The following is a 17811-nucleotide window of genomic DNA, read 5'->3' as shown; positions in this document are numbered from 1 at the left end:
CACAAGATATCTCTCCAGAAGAGCATGAGCTATGCTGGTCTGCTAAACTCCCTTGTGCATTTGAACTAGAAGATAATATTCAACTTCGCGATCCAAACCGTGGTATTAGAGGTGGTTTTATAAAAGTAAAAAGGGAACAGGGAACAGGGAACAGGGAACAACGGATCTGGGAATAGGGAATAGGGAAAAAATCCGGCGTTGCTGAATAATATAATGATTTTAAGAGTAGGTGCGCGCCTCCTAGGGCGCGAGGGATTGCTCGCGCCCTAGGGTCGCACCTGTAGAATGGGTAGCTTGCGTGGAATGGGCATCTTGCGTGGAACTGGCATCTTGCCAGTTTCATGCTTATTTTCGAGCGGGTAGGATGCCCACTCTACTCCTATCCATTACTTGATTCAGCAACGCCGCTATGTTAGCCCGTAGTAATTCAAGGGATTGTCATGGAGGATCTTGCGAATGGTTTCCTCAGGGAGACGCTCTCGCAGTGCCAGAGCCTCATCGACACTTTCGATAAAGTTCGGATGATCCATGTGAGGGAAATCAGACCCAAACAATAATTTATCTGCTCCGATGTACTGGATTAACTCGGGTAGATAGGGTTCTGATGTTTCGACACCAATGAAGCACTGACGGCGGAAATAGTCAGAGGGCTTCATCTTAACATTATCCTTGACTTCATAGGCGAGATTCTCATATTCCTCATCTAAGCGCCATAACCAGTAGGGTAACCAACCACAACCCGCTTCAAAAAAGCCAACCCTCAATTTGGGATGACGTTCTAAGACGCCCCCCTCAATCATTGCCAACAGTCCCATCATCAACTCCATTGGGTGGGAGCAAGCATGGAGTGCAAAACGAGAGTCAAAGCGATCGGCTCCCGTGGTGGGCAGACGACTATGGGTTCCTTCATGAACCGTGACGGCTATGTTCAGGCGTTCACACTCACTCCAAAATGGTTCATAGGCCGGATCGCTCAGTATTCGTCCCTTCACTGGATTGGGGCGAATAAAGACCGCTCGCCAACCAAATTCTGCAATTCGCTGCAGCTCTGGCACCATATCTGCGGGATCATGCTGGCTAATAGCACCCACGCCCCTTAGCTTTTGAGGGTTGTAACTGCAAAAATCATATAGCCAATTGTTATAGGCTCGGACTAAAGCAGCAGCTAGTTTAGAATCCATGCTGTCAATTCCCCACATCCACAATCCCATGGTTGGGTACAAAAAGGTCATGTCAGACCCCATCTTGTCCATTAATTCCACTCGAGCCTGGGGGTCACTAGCGCCATGTAGATCGGGGTTCTCTTCCACTAACCTGAGACCTTCTGCCATCAGACGTTCAGAAAACTTGTACAGGATGAACTCACCGTCAAATTGATAGTTTTTAGGTGCTAAGTCTTTAAACTCGGGTTCTAGGTATTTTTCCCAGAGATCTTCCGGTTCTCCGACATGGCTGTCGGCATCAATAATGTCAAAGTTCTTCAGCATTGTACATCGTTCCCTTTTGAACTTATTTGTCAGTGGTGAGTCAATAGACCAATAACCGTTAGTGTTCAACTGCCGTCATCACTAGGATGACAGCTACGCATCGATATTGAGTGCGCCTTCAATACCAGCTTTGAGCGTCTCAGCCACAATAGCAACTGTAGGCTGATGCACCATATATTCGTGATAACCAGGAATGGTATGGACCTCAATTCCTGAGGATGTGACTGCTTGCCAACCCAAGGTGGGATCGGTTGTCACTTCCGCTGAGGACACTGCCACTGAACCAGATTCAGCGCGCAACAGCGTTATTACACCTGGATAGTCAGGCGGGGAGTAACTGCGCATGGCCTTGTGGTTGAGCTTCATCAACTGGAGAAGACGCTCAATCTGGTCTGCTCCCAAATCTGGTGGTACTAGGTTTGCCTGGCGAGCCTGTTCCAAAATGAAGGCGGCTTGTTGCTCCGATGGTAATTCTCGGAGGACTTCCCAATCGAGGGAGAGGGGACCGCCAAAGAGTTCCAACACTACTTCCACATCTTCTGATAAGGCTTGCTCATCAGGCATGTGGGCCGGTGTATAGGTATCCAAAAGACCCAGAAATGCAACCTGCTCACCTTGGGAGAGCAAATCGTGGGCTATCTGCAAGGCAACCATCCCACCAAAAGACCAACCCATCAGTAGGTAAGGACCTTGGGGTTGGACTTCGCGAATCGCAGTGAGGTAAACCATTGCCATCTCTTCCACCGTTGTCAGCGGAGCTTGTCCTTCCTGTTGGCCAAGGGATTGCAATCCATAGAAGGGCTGGTCTGCACCGAGCAGTTGGGACAGCTCCAGGTAGCAAAAGACTGTCCCACCAGCAGGGTGAACACAGAAAATGGGGGGTTGGTTCCCCTGGGGTTGAATGGGAACCAGGGGAGATAGGGTGGGCACCCCCTGCTCCTGCTGCAAGATCACGGCCAGTTGCTCAATGGTTGGGGCCTGAAATAGAGTCGCCAAGGGCAGCGAGCGCCCAAAGTCCTGCTCGATGCGATTCATTAAGCGCACGGCCAACAGGGAGTGCCCCCCCAAGTCAAAGAAATGACTGCCCACCCCAATGGGTTGAACCTCTAAAATCTCCTCCCATAGCTTCACCAGTTGCAGCTCTTGGCGATTGCGCGGGGGAATGTAGTTGTCAGGGGAGTAATGATTGCTGATTAATTCAGGGGTGGGCAATCGTTTGCGATCGACCTTACCATTTGCCGTTAGGGGCAGGGCATCGAGGACCATGTAACTCGGCGGCACCATATACTCTGGCAACTGCTGCTGCAAGTAGTGACGCAGTTCATCAATGCCCATGTCATCTTCTGTGGCAGAGTCAGATGATTCTGAGTCGAAGACCACATAGGCGACCAACTGCTTACTCTGGAGCTCACCCACAGCAGCCACAACAGTTTCCTTAACTGTAGCATGCCCCAGCAGGGTTGCCTCAATCTCACCCAGTTCAATTCGATAACCACTGATTTTGACTTGGAAATCCTCCCGACCCAAAAATTCAATGTTGCCGTCGGGTAAGTAGCGAGCCAAATCACCCGTTTTATACAAGCGCTCTCCAGTCTGGGGATGCAGGATAAAGCTGGCATTCGTTTTTTGCTCATCCCGCCAATAGCCCTGGGCCAGAGCAATCCCACCAATGTAGAGCTGACCCGGAACCCAATTGGGACAAGGTTCAAGGTGATGATTGAGCACATGGAGACTTTGATTCACCAGTGGCTTACCGTAGGGAACACTCTTCCAGTCCGGCTCTATCGTGGTAATGGCATAGTAAACCGACCAAATGGAAGCCTCTGTGGCTCCCCCCAGACTGACCACCTGTCCTTGGGGCCATAATGATTGGATTTGGGTCGGTAAATTGAGTGGAATCCAATCACCACTCAACAGGGCAAGTCGGAGGTCCTCGGTTACTTGGTCTGGATGCTCAGACAGATATTCCACTAGCATCTGCATCAGGGCAGGGACAGTGTTCCAGAGGGTGACGTGGTGGGTCGTCATTAACTCAACCCAATGGGCTGGGTCTTTAGCTGCCTCTGGAGCGGGCATGACCAAGGTACCCCCCGCTGCCAGGAGGCCAAAGATATCGTAGACAGACAGGTCAAAGTTGAGGGCAGAGACTGCCAGCATCCGATCCTTGGGCTGAATGTCAAACCGTTGGTTAATATCTTGGATGGTGTTAACGGCTCCTCGGTGATCGATCATCACCCCTTTGGGGGTTCCTGTAGAACCGGAGGTAAAGATCACATAGGCTAAATCGGTGCTGCTGACGTTTGCTTCAAGGGGGGTGTCTATGATATCCTGTGGTTGGGGATCAACCACCAGGCAGTGCAGGTGGTTTTGCAATGCTAAGCGCTGGGTTAGGGCAGTTTGTGTTAGGACCAGTTTGACTTCTCCTTGCTCCAGCAAAGACCATTGACGCTCCTGGGGCAGGGCGGCATCAATAGGGAGATAGGCGGCACCAGCCATCAAAATGCCTAAGACAGCAACGATTTGCTCCCAGCCTTTTTCCATGAGCACGGCTACTAGGGTGTTGGGGGTGGCTCCCAATTGCTGAACTTGCTGGCCGAGGGCATAAGCTTCAGTGTAGAGGTCATGGTAGGTGAGGGTGCGTTGCGGGGTGATGAGGGCGATCGCCTCAGGTCGCTGATGCACTTGCTTCACAAACAGACTATGGAGGGTCTCTTCAGAAATAGGGGCATCGGTTGCATTGACTTGAGTACGCTGGGTGAGTTGAGGTGCTGGCAGCAGCTGGGGACTAGTCTGAGTCCAAGCTGCATCAGATGTGGCCAGCTGTTGTAGCCAATGGTAGTAGCTAGTAAACATGTCATTGAGGAGCCTCTCTGGAAAGAGATCTTCAACGACATTCCAAACCAGTAGTAAGGCACCGTTTTGTTCTGCAACACCGTGGTCTAGCCACACTTGAGGGGTTTTATTGACCATGTAAACGGTTTTCCCCAGTTGATCTAACGGCCAAGCGTCCTGTTGTTGAGATGGCAAGCCTTTCTCAGCTAACGTATCAAGGGCTAACGTACTGGTAAACACAACGCCCAGGGGTTGATAACTACCGCGCTGACGGCGCAGTTCCCGCTGCACCTCAACACCACCGACGTAGCGATGGTCTAAATCTTGCCAGAGTTGCCCCTGGAGACGTTGAGCCCGTTGGGCAAAGGGAACAGCATCTGTACAATTGACCTCTAGAAGCGTCAAGGAGGTGAAGTCGCCTACTAATTCATTGACTTGAGGATGTAAAGGTAACCGGTTGAACAGGGTGAGGTTGATCGTGAATTTGGGACTTTTGCTCCAGTAGGCTAACAAATCAGCAAACGTAGCTAAAAGAATCCCTGAAGGCGTCAAATTGGCTTGTTTGGCCCGGGCTTTCAATTGTTGCCAATCGGTTGCAGACAGCTCCGCTTGGTAGCAGTTAAATTCAGGTTGGTCTAGGGTGGCAGTCTGCTGGGCTAAGGGAAGCTCTGGTGCTGGAGGAAGGGTTTCTAAGCGATTCCACCAGTAGTATTGAGAGCGTCGATATTGGGGGGTATCTTTGAGACTCAGTTCTGCTAGCACATAATCCCGAAATGTGAGGTCTGACTGTGGTAGCGGGTTGTCTCTGGTCTGATACAAGTCCAGCCATTGCTGCAAAATGATCCTCATGCTCCAGGCATCAGCAACGAGGGCATCAAAGCCCCAGTGCAAGCGATAACGCTGATCCCCTAAGTGAGTGGCACGGATCCTAAACAGTGGCCACTCTCCAGCAGGAAACATCTCATGGGACATGTGGTGACGAATGGCTTCTAGCTCAGTTGAGATGGTTGGTTCTGAATGCCCACGCAAGTCTAAAACTTCAATCTCATAGGGAGGAACTTGCTTGAGAACTTGCTGCTCACCATTGGGTAGAATCAACATTCGCAGCATGTCATGGTTGTCAATCACTTGCTGCCAAGCGAAACTCAAATGTTCTAGGTCTAAGGACTCACAATCGATTTCCAGATAGGCATGAGTGGAAATATTACCCAACTCAAAGGCCGAATTACGACCGAGCCAATAGGCTTGTTGAATCTTGGTCAGGGGAAAGGGTTGATAGCGTTGGTCTGGAGTAGGGACGATCATGGGTAAAGGCTCATCCGGTTCTGATTCTGATAAACCTCCAGTTTGAGGGATTTGGGCCAAGACTTGGTCTAATTGGGCAATGGTAGGACTATCAAATAGAGCGGCCAGAGAAATCTCTTGCCCTAAAGACTGGCGGAGTCGAGAAATTAATTGAGTCGCAAGTAGAGAGTGGCCACCGAGCTCAAAGAAGTTATCGTGAATCCCGACTTCATCCAAATGCAGCACATCTGCCCAAATTTCTGCTAGTGCTTGCTCTGTGGGTGTTCGAGGGGCAACAAAATCGGTTGACAAATGATTGGCAAAATCAGGTGCTGGCAAAGCACGACGATCAACTTTACCATTGGGCGTGAGTGGGAATTGCGACAATACGATCCAAGCATTCGGCACCATATACTCTGGTAATCGCTGCTCCAAATACTCCTTCAACTGAGGGATGACTTGTTTTGCCTGTTGATCTGCTAGGGGATTGTTGCCATAACGGTGCCAATTGCCTGCAGCGATTGATTTTTGTGTCAACGGTGTTAACAAAATCGCTTCAGCTGCCATCTCAGGTCGGACAAAAACGGCATCAAAACAGCCATCCCTAGGATCGGCAGACCAGCACAGTTCTAGGTGATACCCTAACCCAGCACTAAGTTGGTTAAGCTGCTCTGGATCAATGGTCTCTTGAAGCGAGTCAGACAATGTTTGTTCTAATTGCTGTACATTAAGTTTGTCTTTGATCACACTCAGCCGTTCTACACAGATCACATCGGTGGCTACCCGACGATTCAGCAAACCCTTAAAACAAACTGCGTCTGGCTGTTGTTGCTGTAAATATTGGGCGATCGCTTGAGCGTCCATTGCAACACCATTGACAATCACAGGGAGTATGTTTGATGGAGACTGACTCTCAATGTGCAACAGTACTGAGTAGCGATATTTCATCAGTTCATTAGTTTCACTGCCCCGTTGTAAGCGCACTTGCACATGAGTGATTTCAGTATATCTGTCTTTGAGAGCCACAAAGAATTCTGGGTCCACCAATAACTCCGTTTCTTGCTGTATACTCCGCTCAATCCGCTGCTGCAACTGTTGAATGTCAAGGGACAGAGTCGCTCTGAATCGTTGGACTGACGTATGAAAGGCTCTCATTAAAGGATAAGAACGGACGTCCCCTAGGAATATCATACCCCCAGGCTTAACGACACGAATGCTATTCTCAATCACCTCCAAGAGGTAATCAATACTAGGGAAATACTGGACAATCGAACTGAGAAGGATAACATCAAAGCTATCGTCAGCAACCCCAGCCATGTCTTCCGCTCGCTTCTGCGCCAGGGTGACATGAGTATATTGCTCAGGTCGCTGGTACATTTGCTGCTTGATGTGCTCAAGGGAGGCATTGGAGATGTCAGTGCCGTAGTAGCTCTGAGTGTGGGGGGCGAGCTGAAACAGCAGCATCCCTGTACCACAGCCGATTTCCCACACACTTTGGGGATGATGGGCCAGGACTTGGCTGACAATATCATTGGCCCACACGCGCATTTGGGTTTCGGGGAATGGTTTATAATCGTAGCTGTTCAGCCATCCTTGGATATTGAAGAGTGGGTCTGAAAGGTTGTTCGCTTCTGTGTCAATTTGTTGATCGAAAATATTTTCCCAATTACTGACTTGCAGTTCATAAAGCTCTGGTTTTTTAAGGGTTTGAGCGTCTAATTTAGGAACAATATAGGCAACCAATTGCTTATTATCAGGGGTATCCTCTCGGGCCATGACAACCGTTTCTTTAACAGCAGAATTTTGATTGAGAGTCGCTTCAATTTCTCCTATTTCAATCCGAAAACCCCGAATCTTAACTTGATAGTCTATGCGACCTAAGAAATCAATATTCCCATCGGGTAAATAACGAGCTAAATCTCCAGTCCTATAGAGACGAGCAGCTGGCTTTTGACTAAATGGATTGGGGATAAACTTTTCTTGGGTTAATTCTGGTCGATTAAGGTAGCATCGGGCAAGACCATCACCACCCAGGTGGAGTTCTCCTGGGACTCCAATGGGAACTGGTTGACCCAAATTATCGAGGATATAGGCTTGGCTATTAACAATTGGTTTACCAATTAAGGGTGATTGACTAGACCCTTTCTCCATTAAGGCAAAGGTGGAGTAAGTCGTATCTTCACTGGGACCATAGAGATTGTAAACGGCCTGAATGGTGGTCTGGTTATAGAGCTGTTGGACCAGTTTATTATCAAGGGGTTCACCTGCTAAGTTGACTGTTTCTACACTAGAGGGAATCCCATCAGAGCTGATTAACGCTCGGGCTGCTGAAGGCACAGTGTTAATCAGGCGCACTTGATTTGCCGCAGGCAAGGTTGGTAGGTGTAAAGCATTCTCAGCTAAAATAACCTTGCCACCCCAACTTAAGGGGACAAATAACTCAAATACAGATAGATCAAAACAAATAGAAGTAGATGCTAATACGCCAGCAATTTGGTCTTCATTAAAGACAGTTCGAGCCCAATATAACAGGGCAACTGCGCTACGATGCTCAATGGCAACTCCTTTCGGTTTACCTGTAGAGCCAGACGTATACAGTACATATGCCAAATTAGAAGAGGTAAGGTGATTGACAAAATGGGTTTGAGCCTCATCATCTGTTGCAGATTTCCACCAGTTCTGGTCAAGGGGAATCAACAAATTTTCTGTTTGAGGCAAACAAGACTGAGAATGAAAGTCAGTTAACAGAACTTGCACGTCTGCATCTTCTAGGACCTGAGTTAAGCGCTGTTGAGGATAGTTAGGATCGAGAGGTACATAGGCTCCGCCAGCCTTGAGAATTCCTAATAGGCCCATGACCATTTCGAGGGAACGTTCCACACAAATTCCGACTAGCACGTCTGGCCCTACGCCTTGCTGTCGTAAATAGTGCGCCAGCTGATTGGCTCTAATATTCAACTCAGAATATGTGACTCTTTGGTTCTCAAAGATGACTGCGACTGCGTCTGGTGTTTTCTCAGCCTGGGCTTCAAAGAGTTGATGGATGCATTGGTTTGACGGGTAAGCAATGGTGCTTTGATTCCACTCCACCAAAACTTGTTGTTGTTCTGAGGTACTCATCATGGGTAATTGGCTGATGGGCTGCTCAGGATTAGCCAAGATCGCTGTCAGCAGATTTTGGTAGTGGCTGAGCATCCGTTTGATGGTGTCCGCTTCAAACAAATCTCGGTTGTAGGCACACAATCCCTTTAATTCTTCTCCCTCAAGCCACAGGTGAAATTCGAGATCCAACCGAACCGTTATTTCAGCACTCGTCTCCTTGTACCAACTCACCTCTAAGTTTGGCAAGCTGAAGTTGGGCTCCATAGCCTCTTGCTGTTGGACCGAAAACAGGACTTCGAATAAGGGGTTGCGGTGTAAAGATCGCTCGGGTTGTAATTCTTCGACCAATTTTTCAAAGGGAAGGTCTTGATGAGCATAGGCTTCTAAAGCAGTTTGTCTGACTCGGGCTAAGACTTCGATAAAACTGGGATCACCACTCAAATCCGTATACATTACCAAGGAGTTGACGAAAAACCCAATCAATCCTTCAATCTCAGGACGATTCCGATTGGCTATTGGGGACCCCACTGCAATTCCCTCTTGACCGCTATAACGAAATAGTAAAACCTTGAAGGCTGCCAACAGGGTCATAAATAAGGTTGCTCCTGCCTGCTGGTTGAGATGCTTTAACTGGGCTGTAAGGGGAGCAGAGATCTCGAAGCTTTGTCCAGCTCCCCGGAAAGACTCAATAGCTGATCGGGGATGATCTGTGGACAACTGTAGAGGAGACAGATTATGAAGTTTTTGCTTCCAATAGTCCAGTTGGGTCGCCAGAGCTTGCCCTTGTAACCACTGCCGTTGCCACACAGCAAAGTCAGCATACTGTATAGGAAGCGTTGGTAAGGCATCCTGTTGGTCAAGTAGGGCAGCTTGATACAAGGCAGACAGATCTTGAACAAAGACTGTCATAGACCAGCCATCAGCAACAATGTGATGTAAAGTCACCACCAAAACATACTCAGTGGTTGCCAGTTGGAACAACTGGGTACGGATTGGTGGATCTAACTCAAGGTTAAAGAGCTTCTGATTTTCTTGTTGTAGTAACTGTTGGAGTTGAATGATTTTTTTAGAGGGAGATAAACCACTTAAGTCGCAGATTGGCAGTTCAAGAGCAAACGGGGCACCAATCATTTGATAGGGTGTGCCATTGGTTTGGGCAAACCGAGTTCTGAGCGGTTCATGGCGAACGATCAGCTGGTTAAAACTGTCTTGGAGGGCAGCGATCTGTAGTTGACCTCTGAGATGTAAAGCTACGGGAATGTGGTAGGCATTGCCAGTTAAGTTCGTTTGTTCCAGAAACCACAGCCGTTGTTGCGCAAAGGATAGGGGAGGTGGGGAACCTTCTCTGGAAATGGGCGGAATCGCTAGTGGTTCATCATCACCAGTTATAATAGCCTTTTGCAGTGAGGTCAAATACTCCCCCAAACCCTTTACAGTTGGAGTATCAAAGACTTGACTTACAGGGAACTGGAGCCCAAAGGTCTGCTGCAGGCGAGAGACCACTTGAGTAGCGAGTAAAGAATGGCCTCCCAGATCAAAGAAATTATCGTAAATGCCGATGGATTCTACGCCTAATACCGCAGAGCAAATTTCAGCAATGGCCTGCTCAATTGGTGTTCGAGGTGCAATGAATTCAGTGACCAAACTACTGGTGAAGTCAGGACTGGGCAGAGCCCGATGGTCAACCTTTCCATTGGGTGTGAGGGGGATAGCATCTAAAACCATCAATGCAGAGGGCACCATGTAGTCAGGGACTTGCTGTTGCACAAATTGACGGAGTTCATGGAGACTAACGGATGGATTGCTACTAACGATATAGGCTGCCAACCGTTTGGAACCTAAGTGATCTGTTAGGGCAACTACGACAACTTGTTGAACTTGGGGATGTTGATTGAGGATAACTTCAATTTCGCTTGTTTCTACCCGAAAACCGCGAATTTTGACTTGGCGATCGATGCGACCTAAGAACTCAATATTCCCATCAGGTAAATAACGGGCTAAATCGCCGGTTTTATACAGGCGAGCCTCTGGGTCTGAACTAAAAGGATGGGCAATGAACTTCTCTTGGGTAAGTTCAGGTCGGTTGTGATAGCCAAGCGCTAGGCCATCGCCACCAATGTGCAGCTCACCAGGTACACCAATGGGGACGGGATTAAGGTAGCGATCGAGAATATAGACCTGAGTATTGTTGATTGGTTTGCCAATGTTGGGCTGCTTGTGAGATGAGCCGTCATTGACCACAACTCCAGAGGTAGTCACCACTGTATTTTCCGTTGGGCCGTAGTTATTGATCACCTCAAACGGCAAGTTAGCTTTGGGATAGACAATCAGCCGATCGCCCCCTGTTTGCAGCACACGCAACTTATTAGTGTTTGGCCAATCTAACAACAAGAGTTCCTGGGCAATTGATATGGGAAACAAGCTGAGGGTAATTTCCTGGTCAATTAACCACTGTTGCAGCTGCGCTGGTGATGAGAGGAGTACCTCACGCTGGACTAAATAAACACTAGCTCCAATTGTCAAGGATGGCCATACTTCCCAGACGACAGCATCAAATGCCACAGCCCCTGCTTGAGTCGCTCTATCTGCAGTACTCATCTCAAAGGCTTGGTGATACCAAAACACGAAATTGAGTACGCTTTGATGGGCAATTAATACCCCTTTGGGGGTGCCCGTGGACCCCGAGGTATACATCATATAGGCCAGATGATCGGCTGCTGAACCGCTAACTGGGTTGTGAGAACTGTAGGTCTCAGCGCGATCTTCCCAATCCCCATCCAAACAGAGGACTTGGGCACTATGGGTGGAAATCTTGTCGACCAATCGTGGTTGGGTCAACAAGATTTCCACCTGCGAATCCCTCAATAGATGGGCCAATCTCTGCTGGGGATAGGTGGGATCCATGGGCACATAGGCACCGCCTGCTTTGAGGATCCCGAGCATTCCCACCACCATTTCTAGAGTCCGCTCTACACAAATGCCCACTAAAACGTTTGGCCCCACACCTTGCTGTTGCAAATAGTGGGCCAGTTGATTGGCTTTGGTGTTCAACTGGGCATAGGTGAGGTATTGATCTTCAAACACCACTGCGATTGCGTCTGGTGTTTTTTCAACCTGGGCTTCAAAGAGTTGATGGATACATCGATCTCTGGGGTAATCGGTGGTGGTCTGATTCCAATCCACCAACACCTGTTGCTGTTCTGGATCACTCAATATAGGTAGCTGGCTGATCGGGTACTCAGGATGAGCCAAAATTACTGTCAATAACGTTTGTAAATGACTAGCCATCTGGGCAATGGTTTGCTCATCAAATAGGTCAGTGTTGTACTTGAAGAACCCAGATAGCCTTGAGTCTGTCTCGATTATTTCCAGTGTTAAGTCATATTGATTTTCATACTGATCGATGGCAACTGTTTTCACCTCCATGCCACCCCAATTAATGAAAGTATCTGTTCTGCCTAGAAACTGCTGAATCTCTTGGGCTTCTAATAAGTTCTGGAGTGCAAAGGAGACTTGGAAAATAGGGGGACGGCTCGGATCTCGCTCCAGATGTAACCTTTCAATCAACAACGTAAAAGGATAATTCTGATGGTCTAATGCCCCCATAACAGTTTGTCGCACTTGAGCCAGGAAGTCTCGAAAAGAGGTATGACCGGATACATCTGAGCGGAAGACCATGAGATCAACAAAGTATCCCACAATTGAGTCAAACTCCGATTCTGTTCGCCCGGAGGTAGGAGAGCCCACCAAGATATCCTCTTGCCCCGTATAACGATACAGAAGTACTTGAAAAGCCGCCAACAGGAGCATGTAAAGGGTAACCCCTTCCGATTTAGCCAGCGCCTTAATGTTCTGAGTCAGCTGTTGAGACACCTGAAACGGGTAAGCTGCACCATGATCGCTTTTGATTGCAGGACGCGGTCTGTCTGTCGGTAAATTCAGTACCGGTAACTCACCCGCCAGCTTTTGTTGCCAATAATCCCAAAGTCGTTTTCCTTCCTCTCTCTCAACTAATGCCTGTTGCCAATGGACATAATCTTGGTACGTGTGCGTCAGGGGTTGCAGCGAGACTTCAACTCCTGCTAGTAGTGCCTGATAGATTTCTGATAATTCTTTGACAATTAAATTTAGTGACCATCCATCCACTGCAATATGGTGGATCGTCAACAAAAGGATATGATCTTGTTCTGAGCAGTTGAACCATCTAACTCGCATCACTGGTTCTGTTTCCAAGTCAAAGGGATGGCGATGCGCTTCAACAACCTTCGCCCGTAAAGTCTCTTCATCCCAGATTGCAGCATTAATCTGCAAGAAATCTAATTTTTGATCTTGGTGGATCCATTGGATTGGAGCTTGACCTCGATTTGGGAATGTACTGCGTAAAGAGGAATGACGTTCCCTTAATATCAGAAAGGCTTGCCGCCAGATGTTTATATCAACTTCGGAGTAAATCCGAATGGCAAATGATACATTGTAGGCGTAGCTCTTGGGCGAAAGCTGCCACAAAAACCAAATACCTTTTTGGCCATAGGACAGAGCATGAACTTGGAGAAGATCCGGTTGCTCATTGAGGAGCTGTAATATTTCAGCCTTGTGCTGCTTCAATTGGTTAACAATGTCGGACTTCAGAACTTTTTGAGAACCGCCACTCCGCAATTTACCATTGTCAAGCCATAACTTGACGCCCTTGAGTGAAAGGTCTTGCAAGAATTCAACCAAGTTCATAAATCCACCTCAATCCAATCACTATCGTTAACATTTCCGCTCTGAAGTTGCTGATTATTATCCAAGCCTGACGTGTGCTTCTGTTCCAGTTGGGTCAGTTGCTGATTGAGTTCAGTTGATAGAGCAGCAATAGTGAGTTCTTCCATGAATTTTGTAATTGGAATATGAACTGATAACTTGGTTTGAAGTCGATTTCGCAAGTTAACTGCAACCAGAGAGTCAAGGCCCATATAATTTAAATGTTGTTGTACATCAATTTCTGAGGTTTTCATTCCCAACAGATGAGCAACTTGCTCTTGGAGATAAGTCCTCAGGAGCTGTTCTCTTTCGGCCTCTAATGCTACTTTTATTTGAGCTAAAATTTGATCATCTTTTGCCGTTGGTGCCGACTCTATTGTCGTTATTGTTCTCAGAACAACCTCTGGATTGGCCTGTCTGACTTCAAAACCCTCAATGCGAGCCATTCCTTGGCCCTCAACATTAAATAGCAGTAGATCCCAGATTTGTCTGTCAGCACCTTCTCCCTGATTTGGGCGTAACTGACCATGACACCAGAGCGTTTCCCCTGGGGAATGCCCCATATAGGAAAAGCGTTCAATCTGGAGAGGGAGCCACGTTTTAGTGTCAGTGGCAGAGTGGGTGATGGCATCAGCAATGATCAACTGGAAACAGGCATCAATCAAGGATGGATAAAGTGGGTAGCTATCAGCATCTCTGACAAAAGTGGGCTGCTTTAAGCAAATCAAAAACTCTTGATTGCCAACCCAGGCCGTTTCAATCCAGCGAAAATACTCTCCTAACTGGATATGGCGTTGCTCAAGCTTTTGGTAGATAGTTGTTCCTTCCACAACCTGAGAGCAACGACCCTGAATGTCCTGGACAGAGAGTTTGGGGAGAGTATCATGCCAGGATGCTAGATTGCCTTCAGCATGGAGCGTATAGGGTTGAGTTTGGGAGACACTGGTATTGTCAGCAGGATGAGTAGCAAAACTAATGACTTGGAAATTTAGGTTTTCCTCCTGTGGGGTCAACATGGTTTGCACTGTGCATGTTTGTCCCTCAGGGATAGCTAAGGCCTGAGTAAAGACAATATTGGTTAGCTGACATCCTGCTTGGGAGCATGTGAGGGAGGTTGTAGTGAGTAGGAGTGAGAGATAGCAGGCCCCAGGTACAACAACGCGATCATAGATCTGGTAATCAGCCAGGAAGGGCAAAGCTTCTGTGCTTAAATGAGATTCAAAGAAGATATCTTTGCTTAAGGGTGATTGGAACTTTTGGGTAATGAGGGGATGGAGTTTGCTCTGGGCACTGCCCAGCAAACGCCTGTTATCACCGCGATCGGAAGTCGCCTCCACCCAATATCGCTGTCGCTGGAATGGATATGTGGGTAAGGTCACTTTCTGACCACCATGCTGTTCAAACCCAAACCAGTCCACTGTGGCCCCGTGCATATATAACTGCCCCAAACTAGAGAGGATCTGTTGCTCATCATCTACTGTCGGACGCAGAGACGGTAACCACACCCCTGTCCCTTCTGGGAGGCATTGACGCCCCATCTCCAATAAAATGGGCTTGGGTCCAATTTCTAGAAAGCAGTCATACCCGAATTCAGATAATGCTTCCATACTATGGGCAAACCGGACTGGTTGACGAATGTGATTAACCCAGTACTGAGCAGTGGCGATTTGTTCGTCTGCTTTTGCCCCCGTCACATTTGATATCAAGGGAATGCGAGGGGAATGATAAGTTAGTTGTTCAGCCACCATTGTAAACTCAGCCAGCATCGGCTCCATCAGGGGAGAATGAAACCCATGGGAAATTTGCAGGGACTTGGTCTTTATCCCTATTGATTCAAGCTTGCTGACTATCGCCTCCAAAACCTCTGCTGCACCCGAGAGCACCACACTTTCAGGTCCATTAATCGCTGCAATGGAGACAGTTTCTACATGGGGAGAAATCAGGGATCGTACTTTTTTGTCAGAGGCCATCACCGAAACCATCGCTCCCCCGGCAGGCAACTCCTGCATCAATTGACCTTGAGCAGTAATCAGTTTTAGTCCTGTTTCTAAATCAAAGACCCCCGCGATCGTCGCTGCCACATACTCACCTACACCATGTCCCATCACCACTGCTGGCTGAATCCCCCAGGACTGCCATAATTGAGCCAAGGCATATTCTATCGCAAACAAAGCCAGTTGAGTATATATTGCTTTATCTAGCCAATCGGCACTCTGATCATCTGCTGTTTTCGGATACAGAACATCAATCAAAGAAACCTCAAGTTCTGGCTGTAAAATCTGGTCACATTGGTCGATCGCGTCCCGAAAAACAGACCAAGTTTGATACAGTTGCCGTCCCATGTTCAGATATTGCGACCCTTGACCCGTGAACAAGAAAGCAATTTGGGATCGAGTTGAGGCATGAGTCTTTCCTTGATCGGACTCCAGAACCTGTTCTGGGTTAAACTCACCCTGATCATTCAAAACCTGTGCTAGCTTTTGTCGCAGATCGGGGATCGAATCACTCACAATTGCCAACCGGCGATCGAAGTGTGCTCTCCCTACATGGGTTGTATAACAAATATCCCTTAGATCCACCTCGGCATTGGTATTCAAATAGCTTTGATAGTACTTCACTAACGCTTGCAGGGCAGGTGCTGTCTTAGCAGCCAAGGTGAGAAGATTGTGTGATCGCGTCTCAATCTTGACTCCATCTTCGTTTTTAGTTTGTTGTTTTTTCTGGTCTGGCGCTTCCTCCAAGACCACATGGGCATTGGTCCCCCCAATCCCAAAGGAGTGAACCCCTGCTCGTCGAGGATGACCATTTGTTTTCCACTCACAGAGCGTTGTATTCACAAAAAACGGACTATTGGCAAAGTCAATTTTAGGATTCGGTGTTTCAAAATGGAGACTAGGGGGGATTTGTTTGTGATAAAGGGAGAGGATGGTCTTAATTAATCCCACAATGCCGGAGCTGATTTGTAGATGCCCCACATTAGTTTTGACAGAGCCAAGGGCACAAAACTGTTTGCGTTGAGTTTGAGTCTGAAATGCTTGACTGAGGGCACTGACTTCGATCGGGTCTCCGAGCAATGTTCCCGTGCCGTGAGCTTCCACATAGGTAATCGTCTCAGGGTTTATATTAGACACTGCAATTGCCTCAGCCACCGCCCTGGCCTGTCCTTCCCCATTGGGAGCAGCATACCCAACTTTGTTGTTTCCATCGTTCGTCATGGCAGAACCCTTAATGACTGCATAGATTCGATCGCCATCTGCGAGAGCTGCATCTATGCGCTTCAAGACTACCAAGCCAACACCGCTGCCGAAAATGGTTCCTTCTGCTTGGGCATCAAAAGCTCGACAATGACCATCGGGCGAACCCAGAAGCCCTTCTTGGTGAAGATGTCCCACCTGTTGAGGCACCTGCACCGAAACCCCTCCTGCCAGTGCCAAGTCACATTCTCCACTGAGCAAGCTCTGGATCGCTGTGTGAACTGTCGCGAGCGAGGTTGAACAAGCCACTTGCATACTGACACTGGGTCCAGTTAGGTTCAATTTATAGGAGATACGTGTTGTCAGATAATCCTTATCACTAGCGAGTATCATCTGAAGACCGCCGATAGAATCGGGCGTCAGCACTCGTAAATCATCTTGAGTATCGAAATTACCACGGTTAGGCAGAAGATTGTGGATGAAATAAGTATTTAACTGCGAGCCTGCATACAAACCAATAGAACCTGAATAAGTCAGAGGATTATACCCTGCATCCTCCAAGCTCTCCCAGGCACATTCCATCAATAATCGTTGCTGGGGATCCATTAATTCAGCTTCTCTGCGACTATAGCCAAAGAAGTGAGCATCAAAATATTGCACATCAGAAAGAATTGGACTTGCTCTGACATAATTAGGATTACTTAAAAGCTTCGGATCGATGCCAGACGCTAATAGTTCGGCATCCGATAAAAAGGTAATAGACTCCGTTCCATTTCGTAAGTTCTGCCAAAATTGATCGAGATTATCTGCGCCAGGAAATCGACCTGACATCCCAATCACCGCAATCTCTGTTGAGTCCGCTCTACGAACTTCTTGGCGAATCTGTGCCCGTGCATACCCCTGTTGGGCTGCTGAATCTTCAGGTTGCGTCTGGGTGAAATATTGAGCCAACGCCTCGATAGTGGGATGACTAAACATCTCTGCGATGGACAGCTCTTTGCCAAAAGATTCTTGCAACTGACTTTGTAGCGTTAGCAGTAAGAGGGAATGACCACCTAATTCAAAGAAGTTCTCTTGCAAGCCAATTTTATCTAAACCGAGGACATCTTGCCAAATATTGACAATTACCTGTTCTACCTCAGTTTGAGGTAAGGCTAAGGCTGTTTCCT

At 47.8% G+C, this 17811-nt stretch carries 3 protein-coding genes; all 3 read right to left on the bottom strand.

Features of this window, described 5'->3' with window-relative positions:
- Positions 1–407: 407 nt before the first annotated feature.
- On the bottom strand, positions 408–1487 hold the full coding sequence (locus F6K38_RS23095) for an amidohydrolase family protein (RefSeq protein WP_287357548.1): 1080 nt from the start codon (positions 1485–1487) through the stop codon (positions 408–410).
- 93 nt (positions 1488–1580) lie between these two features.
- Positions 1581–13430, bottom strand: a complete 11850-nt coding sequence (locus F6K38_RS23090) for a non-ribosomal peptide synthetase (RefSeq protein ID WP_287357546.1) — start codon at positions 13428–13430, stop codon at positions 1581–1583.
- Positions 13427–17811: beta-ketoacyl synthase N-terminal-like domain-containing protein (locus F6K38_RS23085; protein ID WP_287357544.1), on the bottom strand; the 4385-nt coding region annotated here is incomplete at its 5' end. The genes F6K38_RS23090 and F6K38_RS23085, both read right to left, overlap by 4 nt.

It is taken from the genome of Moorena sp. SIO3B2, assembly GCF_010692525.1.
GTDB classification, from domain to species: domain Bacteria; phylum Cyanobacteriota; class Cyanobacteriia; order Cyanobacteriales; family Coleofasciculaceae; genus Moorena; species Moorena producens.
Note: the sequence above shows the minus strand (reverse complement) of the source record. Positions and strands in the feature narration are given on the sequence as shown.

Excerpts from the sequence above, each read along its gene's own strand:
- F6K38_RS23095 (WP_287357548.1), bottom strand. The coding sequence starts at position 1,487 with ATGCTGAAGAACTTTGACATTATTGATGCCGACAGCCATGTCGGAGAA.
- F6K38_RS23090 (WP_287357546.1), bottom strand. The coding sequence starts at position 13,430 with ATGAACTTGGTTGAATTCTTGCAAGACCTTTCACTCAAGGGCGTCAAG.